We start from the raw sequence: 19,852 nt of genomic DNA on the forward strand, positions 1-19,852 counted from the left end.
TCCGGCGTCGAGGCGTCATCTCGAAGGGCTGCGCGGCTTTCGCCGACGCGCCGGCCGCCGCCGCGAGGCCGCCCCGAGGCGCTTTTGGATCGCCGCCTGCGTCTCGCGAGGCAGCGTCTCGATGTACTCCGCGGACAACGCCCGGAGCACCGCGTCCGGCAGGGCGAGCACCGCCTGCGCCTCGCTGAGCCCGGCGAGGCGCTGCTCGGGGGCGAGCCCGGCGAGGCGCTGCTCGGGGGCGAGCCCGGCGAGGCGCTGCTCGGGGGCAAGCCCGGCGAGTAGCTGCTCGGGGGCGAGCCCGGCGAGGCGCTGCTTGGGCGGCACCCGCGCGACGAGGCGCGTGAGCACCTTCTCGAAGCTCTCGACCACCCGTTTTTCGTCCTTCATGTGCCGCTTCCTCTGCCCCGGGAGCGGACGTCGAAGCTGCTCGACATGCTCCAGGAGCGTCCAGAACACCGTGATTTCCGCCGGGGAGAGCGCCGGGATCCCGCCGGGGTCGGCGACCATCCCAGGCGTCACAGTGTACAGCAGATGGTCGCCCTCGCGAGCGTTCGCCGGCACCGTCTCCACCACCCGCAGCGGAAAGACGCAGAGCCGACCCTCGTGTGTGCCCGGGCCCGTCGGGGTGAGCGCGCAGCCGAGCGATCTCAGCGCCTCGACGAAGCGCGGGGTCAGGCGGGGCGCGAGCACGCGGAGGGCGACGGAGGAGGGGGCCTCAATCTCTGCAACGACGAGGTACTGCAGCGCGTAAGCGAGGAGCATGCGGGCGTCGTCGCGTTCGAGCTCGTCGGTCGGCCCCTTGAAGTGCACGAGGGTGTGCTCGGCCAGCCCGCCCACGACGCTGGTGAGAAGGCTCGGCCTGGGCGGGGCGCCGCGCCGCCGGCGCCGGAGGATGACGAGGTCGACGCGGAGCGGCTCGCGCGCGAGCTGAAACTCCGAGATGCACTGATACCAGCCCGCGGGCAGCACGTGCTCGAGGAGCGCGACGAGCACCGGGTGCCACGCCGTGTAGACGCGGGCGCGACGGCGTCCCTGCGGGGAGCGCGTCCCGCTCTTCGTCGTCGTGCGCGCGGCCTTCGGCATGAGGAGCAGCGCTACCACGGCCGCCGCCGACAGGCGAGCTCGTGGCGTGAAGCGGTGACGCTGGCGGCGCAGCGCGGTGCCCGCCATTCATGGCCGCTCACACGATTACGTGACGCCCGGAGTCGTCGTTCCGGTGAAGGCATCCCAGGCGCGGATGTAAGCGCGCGCATCGGGTCCCAGATGAGAGACGACGCGCGCGACGGCGGCAGGGGCATCGACGCTGCGGGCGCAGATTGCCTCCAAGAGCCCCGTCGCGACCGCATCTGCCGCTGGGCCACTTCCTGACAGCGAGCGCTCCACGAGCCGCGAGACCTCATCAAGCGTGGTGTCATCGAGGTCGGACTCAAGCTGGACGAGCGCACGCCCGATGTGGCCGAAGACGACCGTCGCGGGCGCCGAATCGGGCTCCCAGTCGGCGACGACCTCAGACACCGCTTCCCGCAACTTCGGGTGGCAGGCGACAAAGTCCTGGTACGGGTTGAGCGAGTCTGCCATCGACGTCCTCCTGCTCGGAGAGGGCTCTCCTCGACGTTCAGGCGGTACGGCGCCGGGATCGCCTGGCTTTAGCTCTCTGGACCTGCAAAGCGAACACCTGCCTATTCGCGAGCGCCTCTCGGTCGCCGCGAAGGCGCTATTCCGTTGGCCAGGGGCGGCTCCTGCGACCAAACCGGGCCATCATTTCCCTGGCGCGCGGAGATGAGCTCAGCCGGTTCGCCACCGCCGGATGATCAGCCTTTCCTGCGTGCTCGAGCGCAATCACGGCCTCGGCTGCCGCGTCCATGGCAGAAGCCGCTCGTTCGATCTCTGCCAGAGCTCCCCAGGGGGCCCCGCCCAGCACCGTCGCCGCTGGGCCGTCGAGGGCGCCGCCCGCCCGCCGCGATCACGCCCCGTGAACTGTCCCGCCGGCTTGCACCTCGCGGTGGGGGATCGCCGCCGGCTTGCCGCTCGCCGGGGAAGGAGCCCGCATCCGCACCACAAGGCACACGCGTGGCTCGAGGGGGACTTCTCGATCCCCTGCTCGTTGAGATGATGGGGCGGAATTCGCCGCGAGAACGCTCGGCGAGGCGGTCGCCCACAGAGCGGGATGGTTCGGCGGGCGGGCGACTGCGCCGGGAGGGCCAGGCGGGGGTGTGTACCTCCTGATGCTCACGCTCCGCGCGCTTCGAGGGTAGGATGGCGGAATGACGCGTGTGATCGTCGCCGGCGCTGTGACGTGGACGCGATCTTCCACGTCGACCACCCGGACGACCTGCAAGTCCTGGTTCACTCAAGTCGAGGAGCGCCGTCGATCTGGGCGACCTGTTCGGCGCCGGCCCGCCGGAGGAGCTCGTGAGCTTCGGGCTCATCCCGGAGCTCATCGGGCGGTCGCCGGTGGCGGTGACGCCGCACGAGCTCAGCGAGGAGCCGCTCTTCGACATCCCGTCTACGTGAAAGAAGCGGAGCTCGCGTAGCGCGCGGTGGCGGGGGATCACCGCGCGCCGCCGGACGCGAGCCGCCGGCCCCGCTCGGCGGCGTGCGCCGGCGGCTCCGCCGTGCGCTGGCGCTCTGCTTTGGGCATGATCGCCATGCCCATGATATCGAGCGCGAGCTTGATCCCTGCGGCCAGCTCTCCGACCGCGTGCATTCCGGACATGTCGGCGTCGATCTCGACCAGGGTCTTCGCCAGGCTGGCGCGGACCCCTGTGAGCACCACGCTGGCCCCGAGCAGCCGCACGGCGGCCGTGGTCTTCACCAGGTGTCGAGCGATCTGCGCGTCCACCGTGGAGATGCCGGCGATGTCGAGGAGGAGCACCTGCGCTCGCTCCTCGCTCACGCGCTGGAGCACGGCCTCGATGATCTGCTGCGCGCGCTGATCGTCGATGGCGCCGACCAGGGGCAGGAGCAGCACGGCGTCGTGGACGCGGATGATCGGCGTGGACATCGCGCGGATCGACGCTTCATGGCGCCTCAACACGTCGAACGTCGTGGAGAAGTACGCGTCGAGCGCCAGGGAGACGTCGAAATAGACCAGCTTCTGGACGCTCTTGAACGCGCGCACCACCTCTGCAGGATCTCCGATGTCCTCGGAGAACGCCTCGAGCAGGAGGTGCATGTACCGGCGATACGCGCCGAGGTACCACGTGGGCTCGACGCCGATGCGCGCGTGCGCCGCGCCGACGTGCAGCCGGTGCTCGACATAGGCCCGGTCCAGCTTGCCGGTGAAGAGCCCCAGGAAATACTCGCGTTGCAGCTGCTTCACGCGGCGCAGGGAGTCGCCGTCGCGGAAGAGCTGGCGCGTCGGCCCGAAGGCGAGCAACAGCTCGTAAAACGCGTCGACGATCCTCTCGGTGCGCTTCTCGGCGTGCGGCCGCAGCGCCGCGACGCACGCGAGATCCTCGTCGGTGATCTGGAAAAACGCGCGACGATCCTCGATTTCGCGATCGAGCGGTCGCGACGATATTCTGTCTTGGGCCATGATGGGTCTTTGAGAGGAGAAAGGGCGATAGCACGCTTCGGGCCAAAGTAGATACGTCCCGGTCGTATTCCCTCTCGACGAGTGCTGGGCGGCTCGTTCTGCCCTCATCACGTGCAAGATTTGCGACGCCGCGCAAGGCGTGCGTGGTTCGCAGACGCGATCGGCGTCGGCCGCGACTGCGCGCCTACAGCGTCAGCTCCGCCCTCGCGGTCGAGTCCCCGATCTCGCGCGTCAGCCGGAAGCCGAGCTTCTGCGCCACGCGCTGCATCTCCACGTTGTCGGCCAGGATGTCGGCGCTGATGCGGGAGAGCCCCTCGTCGCGGCCGATCTGGACGAGGAGGCCGAGCAGCCGTGAACCGAGCCCCTGCCTCTGGTGCTCGTCGCTGATCAGCAGGGCGAACTCCGCGTCGCGCGTGCCTGGCAGCTTGCTCAGCCGGCCGACGCCGATGATCTGTCGCTGCGCGCCGCCCGCGGGCGGCTTCTCGACGACGAGTGCCATCTCGCGGTCGTAGTCCGCGAAGCAGACGCGCGTCAGCCGCTCGTGCGCGGTGCGCAGGTCGAGCTGCATCGGGTAGAAATAGCGGAGCCGCACGGTCCGCTCGGACAGCTTCTGGTGGAACTCGACCATCTGCGGCTCGTCCTCGGGGCGGATGGGCCGGATCGTGAACGCCTGTCCGTCCTTGCTCTTGAGCTCCGTCACGTACTGCGTGGGATACTCGCGGATCGCCGATCGGGGGAGCGAGGACTCCGGCGTGTCCGGCGCGTGCAGGACGACGCGGGCGTCGAGGGCGATGGCCCCCTCCGCGCTCACGGAGAGCGGGTTGATGTCGATCTCGCTTATCCATCGCTGCTCGATCACGAGCTGCGAGAACCTCACGAGCAGGTGCTCGAGCGCCGTGAGGTCCACGGGCTTGCGGCCGCGCACGCCCTTCAGCGCGCGGTAGATCCTCGTCTGCTCCATCATGCGCCGCGCCAGCGTCGCGTTGAGCGGCGGCAGGCCGAGCGAGCGGTCCTTGAAGATCTCGACGAGCTGCCCGCCGGCCCCGAACAGGAGCACCGGGCCGAACTGCGGATCGATCGAGCTGCCGAGGATGATCTCGTACGCGTCCTTCAGCGAGATCATCGGCTGGACCGTCACGCCCTGGAAGTGCTGCGCGCCGGCCCGCCGGGAGACGCTCTCCTGGATCTCCTCGAACGCCCTGCGCACGGCGTCGTCGTCGCGCAGATCGAGCTTCACGCCGCCCACGTCGGTCTTGTGGGTGATCGTCGCGCTGTACAGCTTGAGGACGGCCGGATACCCCATCTCCCTGGCCGTGGCCACGGCCTCGTCCGCGCTCCTCGCGACGGCCGTCGGCACCGTCGGGATGCCGTACGCCGCCATGAGCTGCTTCGACTCCACCTCATCCAGGAGCGTCCGCCCCGACGCGCGGACGCCGGCGATGAGCTCCCTGGCCCTCTCGCGATCGACGTTCAGCGCCCGCTCGTCCGTGCTCGGGGTCTCGTAGAGCCCCCGGAGGGCGTACGCGTAGCGGAACATGGAGCAGAACGCGCGAGCGGCGGTGTCGGGGTACTCGAACGTCGGGACCCCGGCGCGGTTCAAGATGGCTTTGCCCGCCTCCACCTCCGCGCCGCCCATCCAGCTGGCGAGGACCGGCTTGCCCTCGACGTGCGCGTGCTTGCGCAGCGCCTCGGCGGTCTGGGTCGGCTCGGTCATGTCCTGCGGCGTGAGGATGACCAGCACGCCGTCGTTGTTCGGGTCCTTCGCGCAGATCTCCAGGGCCTTCGCGTAGCGATCGGCGCCGGCGTCGCCGAGCACGTCGACCGGGTTGTTGCGGCTCCACGCGGCGGGGAGGAAGCCGCTCAGCTCGCCAAGGATCTCCGGCGAGAGCGGCGCCAGCTCGCCGCCGTTCGCGACGAGCGCGTCCGCCGCCAGCACGCCCGGGCCGCCGGCGTTGGTGACGATGCACAGCCGGTTGCCGCGGGGCCGGGGCTGCTTGGCCAGCGTCTCGGCCATGGAGAACAGGTCCGCGATGTCGTTCACGCGCAGCACGCCCACGCGCCGGAACGCCGCGTCGAGCACCTCGTCCGAGCCGGTGAGCGAGCCGGTGTGCGAGGCGGCCGCCTTCGCCGCCGCCTCGCTGCGGCCCGGCTTGATCACGATGATCGGCTTGGTGAGCGCCACCTCGCGGGCCGCCGACAGGAACGCTCGCGCGTCGCGCGGGTCGCCGATCGACTCCATGTAGATGAGGATGCTGCTCGTCTTCGGGTCGTTGCCGAGGTGGTCGATCAGGTCGCCCCAGCCGACGTCGAGCATCGAGCCGACGCTGACGAACGCGCTGAAGCCGACCTGCTCCTGGAGGCTCCAGTCGAGCACCGCCGTGCAGAGCGCGCCGGACTGGCTGATGAACGCGACCTTGCCCGGCCGCGCCTGCCCCTTCGCGAACGTCGCGTTGAGCCCGCCGATCGGGTTCATGACGCCCAGGCAGTTCGGGCCGATGATGCGCATCCTCCCGCGGGTGCGCTCCATGATCTGCTGCTCGAGCTGGACGCCCGGGGGGCCCATCTCCTTGAATCCCGCCGAGATGATGATCGCGCCGGGGACGCCGGCGTCCACGCACTCGCCGATGAGGCCCGGCACGCTCGCGGCCGGCGTGACGAGGACCGCGAGATCCACCTTCGCCGGCACGGCCGCGATGCTCGGATAGGCCTTGATGCCGAGGACGCTCTGCCGCTTCGGGTTCACCGGAAAGACGGTGCCGCCGAACGGGTTGCTGATCAGGTTCCAGAGGAGCGTGCGGCCGACGGCGCCGCTGTTCTCGGTCGCGCCGATGACCGCGACGTTCCGCGGCCTGAAGATGGGGTCGAGGCTCTGAGGCTCCTGACGAAGGACATCGTGGGCACGGTCGGTCATGGGTACGGAGTCAGCCATGAAGCTCCTCGAGGGTGGATGGGGCGAACGCACCAGGGGCCGTCGCGCGGGAACGACGATGGCCGTCGTGCCACACGGCCGGCCCTGGTGCATGGGGAGTCTCTGCGACCAGAGCAGGGGCACGTTCCGTGCCCTGAGCGCAGATTGCCAGGCCGTGCAGCGCCTTGATACCCTGCGCGGCGCCATGATCCGCTCTCGACTTTTTCTCTTCGGGCTCCTCGGTCTGTGTTCGATCGCCTGCGAGGGCGCCGAGACGGCGGACGACACAAGCGCCGAGGCGTCCAGCGGCGCCTCGACGGCCGGCGCCTCGACCAGCGGCGGATCGACCGGCGGCGGGTCGACCAGCAGCGCGGCGTCGGGCGGCGGCGGGTCGACCAGCAGCGCCGCATCGGGCGGCGCGGGAGAGGGCGGCGCCGGCGCGGCCGGCGGCGGCGAGGGCACGGGCGCGAGCCAGGGCGACGGCGGCGCGGATCCGGTCGACCTCCCTGCCGGCGTGAGCGCCCTGTTCCCCGCGCCGGGCGCCCGGGGGCTGTGCCCGGATCCGCCGCTCCGCATCACGTTCCCCGGCGCGCCGACGCTGGGCCGCGCGGGCGCCGTTCGCGTGTTCAACGCCGCCCGGCCGGGCGCGGCGGTCGCGACGGTCGACATGGCCTCGATGACCGTGACCGCCACGATCGGCGGCCGGACGTTCAACGTACCTCGCCCGGTGTACGTGGACGGCAACGATGCTGTCGTGTCCTTGCCGTCGCGCGCGCTCGACTACGGCCAGTCCTATTACGTCACGGTCGACCCCGGCGCCGTCGTCCCCCCGGGGGGCGGCTCCTTCGCGATCGCGGACGCGACGGCGTGGCGCTTCGACACGGCGGGCGCGGGCCCATCGAGCGTCGCGTCGCTCGAGGTGGCGCTCGACGGCTCCGGCGACTTCTGCTCGGTGCAAGGAGCGCTCGACGCGGTCCCGGCGAACAACCGGGACAGCGTGCTCATCACCGTTCAGCGCGGGACCCACCACGGCGTCGTCTACTTCGAGAACAAGCACAAGATCACGCTGCGCGGGGCCGATCGCAAAGGCACGGTCCTCTCGGGCACGAACAACAACAACCTGAACCCGAGCACCAGGGGGCGCGCGCTCGTCGGCGCCGACAAGGTGAGCGACCTGATCATCGAGAACCTCACCATCCACAACCTGACGCCGCAGGGCGGCTCCCAGGCGGAGGCGCTGCGGCTCCAGGACTGCGACAGGTGCGTCGTGCGCGACGCCGACATCCTGAGCCTCCAGGACACGCTGCTCTGGTCCGGGCGCCTCTACGCGGACAACTGCATGATCGCCGGCAACGTCGACTTCGTGTGGGGCACGGGCGCGGCGTATTTCAACCGGTGCGAGATCAAGACGGTCGGTCGATCCGGCTACAACGTCCAGGCGCGCAACGGCGACGCTGGCTACGGCTATGTCTTCGTCGACTCGCGCATCACCAGCGACGCGGGCATCACGGGGAACACGCTGGCGAGGATCGACGTGAGCCAGTATCCGGCGAGCCACGTCGCGTACGTCAACTGCACGCTCGGCAGCCACATCTCGCGGGCGGGGTGGACGATCACGGGCGGGTCTCCTCCGCGCACCCTCCGCTTCTGGGAGTACCAGAGCCGGGACGCCGATGGACGCCTCATCGACACCAGCGGGCGTATCGCCGGATCGACGCAGATCTCCGCGCAGCAAGCGGCGATGATGCGCGATCCGGCCATCGTGCTCGGCGGCTGGGCCCCTCCGCGCTGAGGCGGCCGCGCGGCGCCTCGACCCCCGAGCTCTGCACGGGATGACCCGTGACGCTGGAAGGACCGAAACGATGAAGATGACCTTTCGCTGGTACGGCGAGAACGACCCCGTGAAGCTCGAGTACATCCGTCAGATCCCGGGCATCTACGGCATCGTCTCGGCTATTTACGATGTGCCGGTGGGCGAGGTGTGGCCGGTCGAGCGGCTGCAGGCGCTCAGGGCGCGCGTCGAGGGCGCCGGGCTCCGGTTCGAGGTGGTGGAGAGCGTGCCGGTGCACGAGGACATCAAGCTCGGCAAGCCGACCCGCGCGCGGCTGATCGACAATTTCTGCCAGAACATCCGCAGCTGCGCGGCCGCCGGCGTGAAGGTGATCTGCTACAATTTCATGCCGGTCTTCGACTGGACCCGCACCGAGATGGCCAGGGAGCTGCCCGACGGCTCGCTGACGCTGGCCTTCGACGCCACGGCGGTGGCCGAGATCGACCCGGAACAAGGCATCTCGCTGCCCGGCTGGGACTCGAGCTACAAGCCGGAGCAGCTCCGCGCCGTCCTCGACGAGTACAGGAACGTCGGCGAAGACGCGCTATGGGAGCACCTCACGCACTTCCTCCGGCGCGTCATCCCGGTCGCCGAGGAGGTCGGCGTCCGGATGGCCATGCACCCGGACGACCCGCCCCGGCCGATCTTCGGCCTGCCGCGCATCGTCAAGAACCGCGACGACCTGATGCGCCTCGTGAAGACCGTCGATTCTCCGGCCAACGGCATCACGCTGTGCTCCGGCTCGCTGGGCGCCGATCTGTGCAACAACATCGTGTCGCTGGTGCGCGAGTTCGGCGGCATGGGCCGCATTCCCTTCGGGCACCTGCGCAACGTGGCGGTCCAGGAGGACGGCACCTTCTTCGAATCCGCCCACCTGTCCTGTGAGGGCTCGCTCGACATGGCCGCCATCGTGAAGGCGTACCATGACGTCGGCTTCGACGGCTATGTGCGCCCGGATCACGGCCGCATGATCTGGGGCGAGACCGGCAAGCCGGGCTATGGGCTTTATGATCGCGCGCTGGGCCTCGTGTACCTCAATGGTCTCTGGGAGGCCACGTGCAAGCTATCGCCCGGACCCGCTGCCAAGGCGCCGACTCCTGGATGAGCGGGTGAGCGGGCAGGGGAGCAGGACGCCTGCTATCTCAGCGGAACGCGCCTGACAAATCCCCTCATTTTATTGGCATTTTTAACGTGGAAGATTCACGGGAAGATGGTGGGATTTTACTCCCCGTCTCCCCGTCTCCCTGTGAATCTTCCCGAAAAATTCGAGGGGATGCTTCAGGAACGCGCCCTCACGCGGGCACCGGCGCCCCGTACCCGCCGCCCCCTGGCGTCTCGATCACGAACACATCGCCGCTCCCCATCTCGACCGATCCGATGTGCCCCAGCACCTCGACCGAGCCGTCCGCGCGCACCACCAGGTTGCGCCCTGGCGCGCCCGCCTGCCCGCCCGCCAGGCCGAACGCGGCCGTCGAGCGCCCGTTCGACAGGATCGACGCCGTCATCGGCTCCAGGAAGCGCACGGCGCGCGTGCCGCCGTTCCCGCCCGGAAAACGCCCGGCCCCGCCGGAGCCCTCGCGGATCTCGTAGCGATCCAGCCGCACAGGGAACCGATGCTCCAGCACCTCCGGATCCGTCAGGCGCGAGTTCGTCATGTGCGTCTGCACGACGCTCGTCCCCGCGAAGCCGCGCCCGGCGCGCGTGCCACCGCGGCCGCTCCCGCCGATCTCGATGCCCGCCCCCGAGCCGCCCGAGATCGTCTCGTAGTACTGGAGCCGCTCGTTGCCGAACGTGAAGTTGTTCATCGTCGGCTGGCTGCTCGCGAGCACGCCGAGCGCCCCGTACAGCGCGTTCGTGACGCAGGTCGACACCTCGACGTTGCCCGCCACCACCGCGGCCGGCGGGCGCGGGCTCAGCATCGAGCCCTCGGGGATCACGACCTCGATCGGCTTCAGGCAGCCCGCGTTGAGCGGGATGTCGTCGTCCACGAGCGTGCGGAAGACGTAGAGCACGGCGGCCATCGTCACAGCGCGGGGCGCGTTGAAGTTGTTCTCCGTCTGCCCGGACGTGCCGGTGAAGTCCACGACCGCGGCGCGGCGCTCCCTGTCGATCCGGAGGGCCACCTCGATCGTCGCGCCGTTGTCGAGCGGCAGCGAGAAGCGCCCGTCGTGCAGGAGCGCCGGGTCGAGCCGCGCGATCGCGAGGCGCACGCTCTCCTCGGCGTTGTCCTGCACGTGCTTCATGTAGGCCTGCACCGTCGGGAGGCCGAACTGCGCCACCATCGCGGCGAGCTCCTGCGCGCCCTTCTCGTTCGCCGCGATCTGCGCGCGCAGGTCGGCCAGGTTCTGCTGCGGGTTGCGCGCCGGGTACGGCCCTCCGCCGAGCAGCGCCAGGAGCTCCGCCTCGCGGAGCCGCCCGGCCTCGACCAGCTTCACGTTGTCGAGCAGGACGCCCTCCTCCTCGATCGCCCTGGAGAACGGCGGCATCGAGCCCGGCGTGACGCCGCCGATGTCCGCGTGATGGCCGCGCGACGCCACGTAGAACAGCACGCGAGCGCCCGCCTCGTCCCACACCGGCGTGACCACCGTCACGTCCGGCAGGTGGGTGCCGCCGCGGTACGGATCGTTGAGCGCGTAGACGTCCCCCGGCTTCATCCCGGGGTTGCGCGCGATCACGGTCTTGATCGACTCGCCCATCGAGCCGAGGTGCACCGGCATGTGCGGCGCGTTCGCGATCAGGCTGCCCTCCGCGTCGAACAGCGCGCACGAGAAGTCGAGCCGCTCCTTGATGTTGACCGAGTGGGCGGTGTTCTGGAGCCGCAGGCCCATCTGCTCGGCGATGTTCATGAACAGGTTGTTGAACACCTCCAGCATCACCGGGTCGACCTCGGTGCCCACCGCGCGCCGCTCCGGGCGCGGCGCCACCCGGGTGAGCACCATGTGGCCGAGCGCGGTGATCTCCGCCCGCCATCCCGGCTCGACAACGGTCGTCGCGTTGGCCTCGGCGACGATGGCCGGCCCGTCGATCACCGCGCCGCGCCCGAGCCGCTCGCGCCGGTACAGCGCCGCGTCGTGGAACGCGCCCTCGGCGTACATCCGCGCCCGGGCGTCGGCCTCGGGGCGGTGCGGGCGCGCCTCCGCGGGCCGCTCGTCGGCGGCCTCGCCCGGCCCGATCGCCTCCACGGAGACGCTCTCCAGGACGAGCGCCTTGTCCGGCATCAGGAAGGCGAACCGCCTGCGGTAGGCCGCGTCGAACGCGGCGCGGATCGCCTCCGCGTCGCCGTCGGGCACGACGAGGGCGGTGTCGGTGCCCTCGTAGCGCACGTGGACGCGCCGGACGAGCCGCACCCGCTCCGGCGAGAACCCTTGCCCCACGAGCTCGGCCTCCGCGTCGCGGCCGATGCGCGCGAGCGCCTCGCGCGCATCGGAGAGCCCCGCCTCGTCGAGCCGCCGCTCCACGGCCGCCTCGCGGATCGCGCTCTGGTCCGAGAGGCCCATGCCGTAGGCGGACAGGACCCCCGCGAGCGGGTGGACGAAGACGCGGCGCATGCCGAGCGCGTCGGCCACCGCGCAGGCGTGCTGGCCGCCGGCGCCGCCGAAGCATTGCAGGGTGTACTGGGTGACGTCGTGGCCGCGGGCGACCGAGATCTTCTTCACCGCGTTGGCCATGTTCGCGACGGCGATCTGCAGGAAGCCCTCGGCCAGCTGCTCCGGCGTGATCGGGCGCGACGTGTCGCGCTGCACGTCGGCCGCCATGGCCCGGAAGCGCTGCTCGACGACCTCGCGGTCGAGCGGCGCGTCGGCGCCCGGGCCGAACACGTGCGGGAAGAACTCCGGCTGGATCTTGCCGAGCATCACGTTCGCGTCGGTGACGGCCAGCCGCCCGCCGCGGCGGTAGCACGCGGGCCCCGGGCTCGCGCCGGCCGACTCCGGCCCCACGCGCAGCCGCGCGCCGTCGAAGCCGAGGAGCGAGCCGCCCCCCGCGGCCACGGTGTGGATGCTCATCATCGGCGCGCGCATCCGGACGCCGGCCACCTGCGTCTCGAAGGCGCGCTCGAGCTCGCCGGCGTAGTGCGACACGTCGGTCGAGGTGCCGCCCATGTCGAAGCCGATCACCTTCTCGTGCCCGCCCGCGAGCGCGGCGCGCACCATGCCGACGATGCCGCCCGCCGGGCCGCTCAGGATCGCGTCCTTGCCCTGGAAGCGGCCGGCCAGCGTCAGCCCGCCGCTCGACTGCATGAAGTAGAGCGGCACGCCGGGCATCTGGCCGGCCACCTGCTCGACGTAGCGGCGCAGGATGGGCGACAGGTACGCGTCGACCACCGTGGTGTCGCCGCGCGAGACGAGCTTCATCAGCGGGCTCACCTCGTGCGACGCGGAGACCTGGGTGAACCCGACCTCGCGCGCGATCTCGGCCGCCCGCCGCTCGTGCGCGGCGAACCGGTAGCCATGCATGAAGACGATCGCGCAGGCGCGGATCCCGGCCTCGAACGCCTCCGAGAGCGGGCCGCGCAGCGCCTCGCCGTCGAGCGGCTGGACCACCTCGCCGCGCGCGCCGACGCGCTCGCGGGCCTCGACCACGCGCTCGTAGAGCAGGTCGTGCAGCGCGATGTGGCGATCGAACAGGCGAGGGCGGTTCTGGTAGCCGATGCGCAGCGCGTCGCGGAAGCCGCGCGTGGTGACCAGCACGGTGCGGTCCCCCTTGCGCTCGAGCAGCGCGTTCGTGGCGACCGTGGTGCCCATCTTCACGCACTCGACCTCGGCGGGAGAGATGACCTGACCGGGCGCGAGGCCGAGCAGGCGGCGGATCCCCTCGACCGCCGCGTCGGCGTACTGCTCGGGGTTCTCCGACAGGAGCTTGGCGGTGGTGAGCGAGCCGTCCGGCCGTTTGGCCACGACGTCCGTGAACGTGCCTCCGCGATCGATCCAGAACTGCCACTTGTGCGAGGTCGAGGTCATGGAACCCACTCCTTGCCGGCCGCCTCCTCCGCCGCGCTCCGCGCCGTCCTGCCCGCCGAAGGGCGGCAAGACTAAGTTTTCATTGAACAATCTTCAACCGTCGGGAGGGCGGCCCCGCCCACGCCGCTGGAAGCTCGCAGCGTCCCGGGAATTGCTGTCCTGTACGTAAAATTGGCATCTCGGCTTGATGGAGGTCCTTGCCGTCGGCCCGCTCCCCGTGGCCTCGCTCCTCTGGCAGCCGCCGGGCGCGTGGATGTTCAGGTTCGTCTGCGAGGCCACGTTCGCGCCGTAGCAGCGCGCCGGTCCGCTCGCTGGTGGCCCGGCTCTCCGTCGCCGAGATCGACAAGTCGATCGAGGTCGTGTGCGACAGGATGCTCACGAAGGACGGTGCGTCGCGCGAGCATGGATTACGGAGAGCCGTTCTGATTCATTCGCAAAAGAGCTTGTCGAAGAAATGGTGTCTGTGACGCGCGCATGAGGCATGGTGCTGCCCGACCCATGCAGATCAACGCGCATGATGCGCTGTTCAAGGCAGCCTTTTCCCAGGTCGAGCACGCGGCGGGTGAGCTGAGGCAAGCGCTGCCGCCCGCCCTCTCGGCGCGGATCGACTTCGCGGCGCTGCGGCTTCGCCCCGGGAGCTTCGTGGATGAGGCGTTGAAAGAGCGACAGAGCGATCTGCTCTTCTCGGCGTCGATGGGCGAAGCCCGCGTGCTCCTGTATCTCCTGTGCGAGCACCAGAGCACGGTGGAGCCGCTGATGGCGTTCCGGCTCCTCCGGTATATGGTGCGGATCTGGGAGCACCACCTGGCGGAGCACCCGGGGTCGAAGCTCCTGCCGGCGATCTTGCCGGTGGTGCTGCACCACAGCGAGACGGGATGGACCGCGGCGACGTCCTTCGAGGACCTGCTCGAGCTCGACGAGGGCGCGCGGGCCGTGATGGCCGACCATGTGCCGCGGTTCCGGTTCGTGCTGGACGACATCAGCCAGGAGGGAGACGAGGCGCTGAAGGCGCGGGCGATGAGCGCGTTCTCGCGGCTGGTGCTGTGGTGCCTGCGGCACGGGCGGGAGCCGGACGAGCTGCTCCGGCAGCTGGGGAAGTGGCTCGACCTGGTGAACGAGGTGCGGCGCGCGCCGAACGGGGTGGAGGCGCTGCGGGCGATATGGCGGTACATTCTGGCGACGAACGAGCGCGACGAGGCGGACGAGGTCCTGCAGCGGCTCCTGGCCGCGGCGGGAGAGCCCTGGAAGGAGGAGATCGTGTCGGCAGCCGATCAACTGATGGAGCGCGGCAGACAGCAGGGGTTGCGGGAGGGGTTGCGGGAAGGGCGCCGCCACATGCTGCTGAAAGTGCTCGGCGCGCGGTTCGGCGCGCTGCCCGACGACGCCGTGGCGCGGGTCAACGCCGCCGACATCGCGGTGCTCGATCGATGGTCCGAGCGCGTGCTCACCGCGCCGACGCTCGCGGCGGTGCTGAGCGAGCCCTGAGGCTGAGGCGCGCGTCGCCGGCCGCGCGCAAGGGGGCGCCGCCTCGCCACGACCCCATGGCCGCGTGCGCCCGTCGGGAACCGGCGTTCAGCGCTGTACAACCGTTCGTGCGGCGTGATAAGCGCTCGAGCAGCTCTCGAAGCGAGAGGATCTGCTCGAATGTCCAGCAAACAACCTCCTCCGCACGTCACCGCCGCCCACGCGGCGGGCCTGGCCGCGCTGCTCGGCGCGACGGACGCTGCCGCGGAGAACGAGCGCGCGGGGAGCGCGGAGCGGCACTTCGAGCGGTCACGAGGGGTGCGGTCAGCGCGACCCGGGCCGCGCGCGAAGCCCGCCGCCGGCCCGCTCCCGTCGCCGCCGGGCGGCAGGTCGAACGCGGGCGGCGCGCGGGAGTACGCGCACGCCGCGCCGACGCGCTCGCCGGTGCTGAACGCGTTCCTGAGCGAGCTCGGCACGGAAGGCGACGCGCTCGTGCCGGCGAACGTCCACGTCTTCGACGAGCACACCCTCGCGCCGCGGCTCGTCGAGCTCGCGCGCCAGCGGGTGGTCTCCATGCTGCTCGCCGTGGGCAGGACCGAGGTGGCCCTGACCCTGGCGCAGATGCCGCAGATCACCAACGAGCGCGCGGCGCGGCTCTTCATGCGGCAGGCGGTCCACGTCGGCGGCGATCTCGGGGCGATCACGGGCGACTACGCGCGGCACTACCGGCGCTCGGGGGCCCCGGAGCGCGACGACCAGCGCGCGGGCTGCATCATGGCCGCGTTCGCAGGACGCCTGAGCGCCATGGCGGAGAAGCTCCTCGGCCCGCACGTGCGCGCCGAGCTGCGCGTCGCCCTGGAGACGCTGACGTCGCAGGGCAGCCCTCCCGCGCGGCGGGCGCGCGCGAGCGATCTGCGCGCGCCGCAGGGCGCCGGGCGAGGCGCCCCTGCGACGGCGGCGCGCGACGCCGCGAGCTCGGCGACACGGCCGAGGCGCAAGTAGGCGGCGCGCGGCGCCGCGAGCGCGGCGATCCGGTCGAGGCGAAAGGACGCGGCGCGCGGCCCGGGTCGGATCCTGTTGCGGTGGGCTCCGTCGTTTGCTTCGTTGGGCGCGAGGCGCCCCGGCTGCTCGACTCCGAGCGCCTGGGGTGCGCGTCCCCAGCGAGAGGCCGAGGCTCATGAATTCGCTCGCAGAAGGCAGCGTCGTCGCCGGAAGATACCGCCTCGAGCGGGTGCTCGCGCGGGGCGGGATGGGCTCGATCTGGGTGGCCCGGCACCTCCAGCTCGACGCCACGGTCGCGGTCAAGCTCATGGCGCCCGAGTACGCTGCCTCGTCCACCGCGCGGGCGCGCTTCGAGCGCGAGGCGAGGGCCGCGGCGCAGCTCAAGATACCGAACGTCGTGCACGTGCACGATTATGGGCTCGAGGGCGACACGCCTTTCCTCGTGATGGAGCTCCTCGACGGCGAGGATCTGGAGACGCGGCTCGCGCGGGAGGGGCGCCTCTCCACGGCGGCCACGCTCGGCATCGTCACGCAGGTGTGCAAGGCCCTGCGCCGCGCGCACGAGATGGGGATCGTCCACCGCGACCTCAAGCCCGCGAACCTCTTTCTCTCGCGGCAGGACGAGGACGAGCTCGTGAAGGTCCTCGACTTCGGGATCGCCAAGGCCCAGGGCACGCTGCTGGCCGGCAACGAGACGAAGACAGGCACGCTCGTCGGCTCGCCCTACTACATGAGCCCCGAGCAGGTGCGCCGCAGCAAGACCCTCGACTGGCGCAGCGATCTCTGGTCCGTCGGCGTGATCGCCTATCGCTGCCTCACCGGCCGACTCCCGTTGCCGGGCGAGGAGATCGGCGAGGTGTTCGTGGCGATCTGCACAGAGGACGTCCCCCTCGCATCGAGCGTCGTGCCGGAGCTCGGGCCCGCCGTGGATGGGTTCTTCTCGCGGGCGCTCGCGCGCGACCCGGCGCATCGGTTCCAGGGCGCGAGCGAGCTCGCCGAGGCGTTCGGCGCGGCGGCCTCCGCGGCGGGGTCGGAGCCCCGACCTCTCCAGCCGTCGGCTCCCGAGGAGCGTGCGTCTCCGCTGCTCGTCGTCCGCGGCGGCACGATGGCCGCGAGCCCAGATGCGATCGGGGCGCGTCCAGATGCGATCGGGACGCGTCCAGATGCGATCGGGACGCGTCCAGATGCGATCGGGACGCGTCCAGATGCGATCGGGGCGCGTCCAGATGCGATCGGGGCGCGTCCAGATGCGATCGGGGCGCGTCCAGATGCGGCGAGCCCTGGAATGATGGAACCGAGCCCCGGCACGATGGGCGCCGCCTCCAGCGCGTCCTTGCCGACGCTGCGAAACGAAGCAGGGCCCCCCTTCCACGGCTCTCCGAGCCGCGGCGCCTCGGAGGGCGCTGCGCCGGCGTTCCAGGAGGCCGTCAGCACGTTGACGTCGGCCGGAAGTACCCTCGCCCCGACGAACGCCGACGGCCGCCGCGCCAGGATCTCGCTGGCCCTGGGCGCCGCCGCGCTCGCCCTGGGGCTCGTCACCTATGCGGTCCTTCGCGCCCCCGCGCCGGGCGGCGAACCGACGTCGCAGCCCGACCCGGCGGCCTCACCTGCCGCCGCGTCCGCGCTGTCCGCCGCCGCGCCGTCTACCGCGTCAACGGAGCCTCCGCCGCCGCCCTCCCACAGCGCGACGGCCGCGCCGGGCGCGCCTTCGGCCTCCGAGGCGCAGACCAGCGCGCCCGCGCCCGTGCCGCCGGCGCCGTCGTCGTCCGCCAGAAAACGGGCGCCGCTGCCCCCGAGGCCCCGGATCCCTCGGGACGATCCCACCGACCACATGTGACCGGCCGCCGCGCAGCGAGGAGCCCGTGCGCTCGCGCGCGCCGCTGCGAGCGAGCTCACCCGCCCGGGTGGGTGTTCTTGTAGAGCCGCAGGCTGTTTCGGATCGCCATCGTCACCGTCATGGGGCCGACGCGGGGCACGAACACGCTCGCTTTGCTCTGGATATCGTCGCTGAAGTTCTTGAAGGTGGAGAAGTTGATGCAGAGGGCGCCCTCGCGGATCTCGGCGCCCTGCACGACCGGGAAGCTCCGCGAGGGCACGCCGGTCACCACGATGTCGGCCTGCCGCAGCGCGGTGGCCCGGTCCACCGTCGTCTCGCGCACCTCGTGCATGTCGCCCGAGGAGCTGGGCACGAAGAGCAACGGTCCATCGATGTCGAACGAGGTCACGTGGGCTCCGTCGTGCGCCATCATGCTCGCGAGCGGCCTCCCGACGACCTCGCTCCGGTTGAAGATGCACACGCGCCGGCCCTCGAGCGGCCGCTCCCCCTCATCGAAGAAGCCGGCCGCCTCGACCAGCTTGAGGATGGCCAGCGGCGTGCACGGCAGGATCGCCTTCCTGGTCTTCGCCTCGTCCAGGAAGCGCTGGTTCTGGTACAGGCAACGTGCCCAGAACGTGTGGAGCCCCTCGATGTCCTTCGCGGGATCGACGCTGTCCCGCAAGTACACGTCCTGCTCCGTGCCGAAGATCGGGTAATACACCATCATCCCATGCACGCGCGCGTCCTCGTTCGCCGCGCGGATGGCCTCCTCGGCGTCGAGCCGCGTCGCGTGGCGGATCTCGAAGCGGACCCCCACGTCCTCGCACGCCTTGCGCGTGTACTCCGCGTACGTGTACGACGGCCCGTGATCCGCCGCGAGCACACCGACCAGGACCAGCGGCTCGGGCAGCGCCGCGAGCTCCGCCCGGATCTCGCTGCGGAACGTCTCCGCCACCGCGGTCGGATCGAGGACGCTGGCCGTGCGCGTGCCCGGGCTCGGCGGAATGTGGTGAGGGTCCATCCTGGGGCGGAGACGAGCACGCGCGAGCATCGGTGTCAAGTTTCCGGCGGGGCGACGATCTCAACTCCACCTCTCGGAAACTCCATCTCTCCGGAGAGCCGCCGTGCCTGGCTCACGGGCTCATCGCGAGGAGGACCGCCGCTCCGGGCCCTCCTCCACCACCGGCGCCGCCACGCGGTTGCTCTCGGCCTCGGCGGGGCTGCCGGCGCCGGGCACGCGGAGGAGCATACCGCCCTTGCCGCGCAGCTCATCGACGAAATTCGCTCCGAACACCTCCTCGGGCGTGTCGCCGTCGCGTCCGCCCATGCCCGAGAGCCCCTCGAGGCTCGCGAGGTTTCCGTCCCGGCGTCTGGGCGCCGGACGAGAGCGCAAGATATCGTCCCGGGTCACCTTCAGCGCCACCACGTCCTCGCGCATCACGTCGATCCAGGACGCGGGGAAGTCGGCCTCGGCGCCTGCGGGGCCGCGCACGCGGATCCGCGAGATGTCGTTGCCAGGATCGTTCGCGCCGATGCCCACGAGCTGCGCCTCGGCCTCGTCGGCGGTCATCACCCGCGTGTCGGGGCCGAGCTCGACCGTATCGTCCGTGACCCCGAGCGCCTCCTCCAGCTCCTGCCTCCGCTCGGGCGGCTGCGGCACGAGCGAGGTATCGACGCGCCCCGGCGGCTGCGCCGTCGTCCGCCCCTCGTAGTACCGAGGCAGCGCCAGGAGCTCGTCCCGGCCGGGCCGTAAGCGGAGGTGCCCGTCCGCCGTGCCCTGCACGAGATCCATCGAGATCAGCAGCTCCTCGCTCGCCAGCGGAGAACGGAGCACCACGTGGGTCAGCACGCCCCGCTCCCGGTCGACCAGGACGCGGTCGAGCACGCCCGCATCGAGGCCGCCGTCGGCCATCACGGGCATCTCGAAGTCGATCTGCATGATCCCCTCCTCGGCGGCGAAGCGCCTTGCGCTCGCGCGAGAACCTGAGACGGTCCGATCCCGATGTCCAGGGGAGCACGGCGCGGACCCTCGTGACCGGTCGACCCCATCCCATGGGCCGGGCACGCCACGCGGCCTCGCCATCGCGGGGGGGCGGCGGTCCTCGGCTCGTCGAGTCATCGAGTCATCGAGTCATCGAGTGATCGAGTCATCGAGTCACAGAGGCGTCGCGATCCCCCCAAGTGAACGGATACCCGCACGCGGTGGAGGCGCGGATCGGCCAGAACCTTGGCACAAGGTGGCGCACATTCCGCGCGTGGTCCGCGTCTATTCCCGCGGATTTGCTGCTCGATGGCGGTGGTACATCTTGGTACGTCGTATGCAGCTTCCGCGCCG

The 19,852-nt window shown here is 71.1% G+C and carries 12 protein-coding genes; 5 read left to right on the top strand and 7 right to left on the bottom strand.

Features of this window, described 5'->3' with window-relative positions; genetic code table 11:
• Positions 1-15: 15 nt before the first annotated feature.
• The 4 genes from ACSRUE_RS27585 to ACSRUE_RS27600 form a co-directional block, all read right to left on the bottom strand.
• Positions 16-1,101: a hypothetical protein gene (locus ACSRUE_RS27585; RefSeq protein ID WP_441286201.1), complete on the bottom strand. Its 1,086-nt coding sequence runs from the start codon at positions 1,099-1,101 to the stop codon at positions 16-18.
• Between the two features lie 87 nt (positions 1,102-1,188).
• On the bottom strand, positions 1,189-1,578 hold the full coding sequence (locus ACSRUE_RS27590) for a hypothetical protein (RefSeq protein WP_437944419.1): 390 nt from the start codon (positions 1,576-1,578) through the stop codon (positions 1,189-1,191).
• Between the two features lie 973 nt (positions 1,579-2,551).
• Positions 2,552-3,538: a protoglobin domain-containing protein gene (locus ACSRUE_RS27595; RefSeq protein ID WP_441286202.1), complete on the bottom strand. Its 987-nt coding sequence runs from the start codon at positions 3,536-3,538 to the stop codon at positions 2,552-2,554.
• Positions 3,539-3,722: 184 nt separating this feature from the next.
• Positions 3,723-6,467, bottom strand: coding sequence for a bifunctional acetate--CoA ligase family protein/GNAT family N-acetyltransferase (locus ACSRUE_RS27600; RefSeq protein ID WP_441286203.1), 2,745 nt, complete (start codon positions 6,465-6,467; stop codon positions 3,723-3,725).
• Between the two features lie 154 nt (positions 6,468-6,621).
• Between ACSRUE_RS27600 and ACSRUE_RS27605 the strand changes: the two genes are divergently transcribed.
• Positions 6,622-8,238 (top strand): pectinesterase family protein, encoded by a 1,617-nt coding sequence (locus ACSRUE_RS27605; RefSeq protein ID WP_441286204.1) that lies wholly within the window; start codon positions 6,622-6,624, stop codon positions 8,236-8,238.
• A gap of 70 nt (positions 8,239-8,308) precedes the next feature.
• Positions 8,309-9,382 carry a mannonate dehydratase gene (gene uxuA / locus ACSRUE_RS27610; RefSeq protein ID WP_441286205.1) on the top strand — a complete coding sequence of 358 codons (1,074 nt, stop codon included), beginning with the start codon at positions 8,309-8,311 and terminating at the stop codon, positions 9,380-9,382.
• 187 nt (positions 9,383-9,569) lie between these two features.
• Here the strand turns inward: uxuA and ACSRUE_RS27615 are convergent, their stop codons facing one another.
• Positions 9,570-13,235 carry a hydantoinase B/oxoprolinase family protein gene (locus tag ACSRUE_RS27615; protein ID WP_441286206.1) on the bottom strand — a complete coding sequence of 1,222 codons (3,666 nt, stop codon included), beginning with the start codon at positions 13,233-13,235 and terminating at the stop codon, positions 9,570-9,572.
• A 498-nt stretch (positions 13,236-13,733) separates the two neighbouring features.
• Here ACSRUE_RS27615 and ACSRUE_RS27620 point away from each other — a divergent pair, with 498 nt between their 5' ends.
• The 3 genes from ACSRUE_RS27620 to ACSRUE_RS27630 all read left to right on the top strand — a co-directional run bounded on the left by ACSRUE_RS27620 (position 13,734) and on the right by ACSRUE_RS27630 (position 17,538).
• Positions 13,734-14,720, top strand: a complete 987-nt coding sequence (locus ACSRUE_RS27620) for an Rpn family recombination-promoting nuclease/putative transposase (RefSeq protein ID WP_441286207.1) — start codon at positions 13,734-13,736, stop codon at positions 14,718-14,720.
• 159 nt (positions 14,721-14,879) lie between these two features.
• A complete protein-coding gene (locus ACSRUE_RS27625; protein ID WP_441286208.1) occupies positions 14,880-15,701 on the top strand; it encodes a hypothetical protein in 822 nt (273 codons plus the stop codon).
• 175 nt (positions 15,702-15,876) lie between these two features.
• Positions 15,877-17,538, top strand: a complete 1,662-nt coding sequence (locus ACSRUE_RS27630; protein WP_441286209.1) for a serine/threonine-protein kinase — start codon at positions 15,877-15,879, stop codon at positions 17,536-17,538.
• Between the two features lie 55 nt (positions 17,539-17,593).
• On the opposite strand, the gene ACSRUE_RS27635 is transcribed toward ACSRUE_RS27630, so the two are convergent.
• Positions 17,594-18,538, bottom strand: a complete 945-nt coding sequence (locus tag ACSRUE_RS27635; protein ID WP_441286210.1) for a bifunctional methylenetetrahydrofolate dehydrogenase/methenyltetrahydrofolate cyclohydrolase — start codon at positions 18,536-18,538, stop codon at positions 17,594-17,596.
• A gap of 120 nt (positions 18,539-18,658) precedes the next feature.
• The gene (locus tag ACSRUE_RS27640; RefSeq protein WP_437767228.1) at positions 18,659-19,456 is read right to left on the bottom strand and encodes a hypothetical protein; all 798 of its coding nucleotides are present in this window, start codon (positions 19,454-19,456) and stop codon (positions 18,659-18,661) included.
• Positions 19,457-19,852: the final 396 nt, after the last annotated feature.

Origin of the sequence: Sorangium sp. KYC3313 (genome assembly GCF_052075895.1) — a bacterium.
Lineage (GTDB): Bacteria > Myxococcota_A > Polyangia > Polyangiales > Polyangiaceae > Sorangium > Sorangium cellulosum_B.

What these genes read in the sequence shown, in the direction of transcription:
- ACSRUE_RS27615 (WP_441286206.1), bottom strand. Translation starts at nt 13,235, where the DNA reads ATGACCTCGACCTCGCACAAGTGGCAGTTCTGGATCGATCGCGGAGGC.
- ACSRUE_RS27630 (WP_441286209.1), top strand. Translation starts at nt 15,877, where the DNA reads ATGAATTCGCTCGCAGAAGGCAGCGTCGTCGCCGGAAGATACCGCCTC.
- ACSRUE_RS27595 (WP_441286202.1), bottom strand. Translation starts at nt 3,538, where the DNA reads ATGGCCCAAGACAGAATATCGTCGCGACCGCTCGATCGCGAAATCGAG.
- ACSRUE_RS27590 (WP_437944419.1), bottom strand. Translation starts at nt 1,578, where the DNA reads ATGGCAGACTCGCTCAACCCGTACCAGGACTTTGTCGCCTGCCACCCG.
- ACSRUE_RS27640 (WP_437767228.1), bottom strand. Translation starts at nt 19,456, where the DNA reads ATGCAGATCGACTTCGAGATGCCCGTGATGGCCGACGGCGGCCTCGAT.
- ACSRUE_RS27625 (WP_441286208.1), top strand. Translation starts at nt 14,880, where the DNA reads ATGTCCAGCAAACAACCTCCTCCGCACGTCACCGCCGCCCACGCGGCG.
- ACSRUE_RS27620 (WP_441286207.1), top strand. Translation starts at nt 13,734, where the DNA reads ATGCAGATCAACGCGCATGATGCGCTGTTCAAGGCAGCCTTTTCCCAG.
- uxuA (WP_441286205.1), top strand. Translation starts at nt 8,309, where the DNA reads ATGAAGATGACCTTTCGCTGGTACGGCGAGAACGACCCCGTGAAGCTC.
- ACSRUE_RS27600 (WP_441286203.1), bottom strand. Translation starts at nt 6,467, where the DNA reads ATGGCTGACTCCGTACCCATGACCGACCGTGCCCACGATGTCCTTCGT.
- ACSRUE_RS27635 (WP_441286210.1), bottom strand. Translation starts at nt 18,538, where the DNA reads ATGGACCCTCACCACATTCCGCCGAGCCCGGGCACGCGCACGGCCAGC.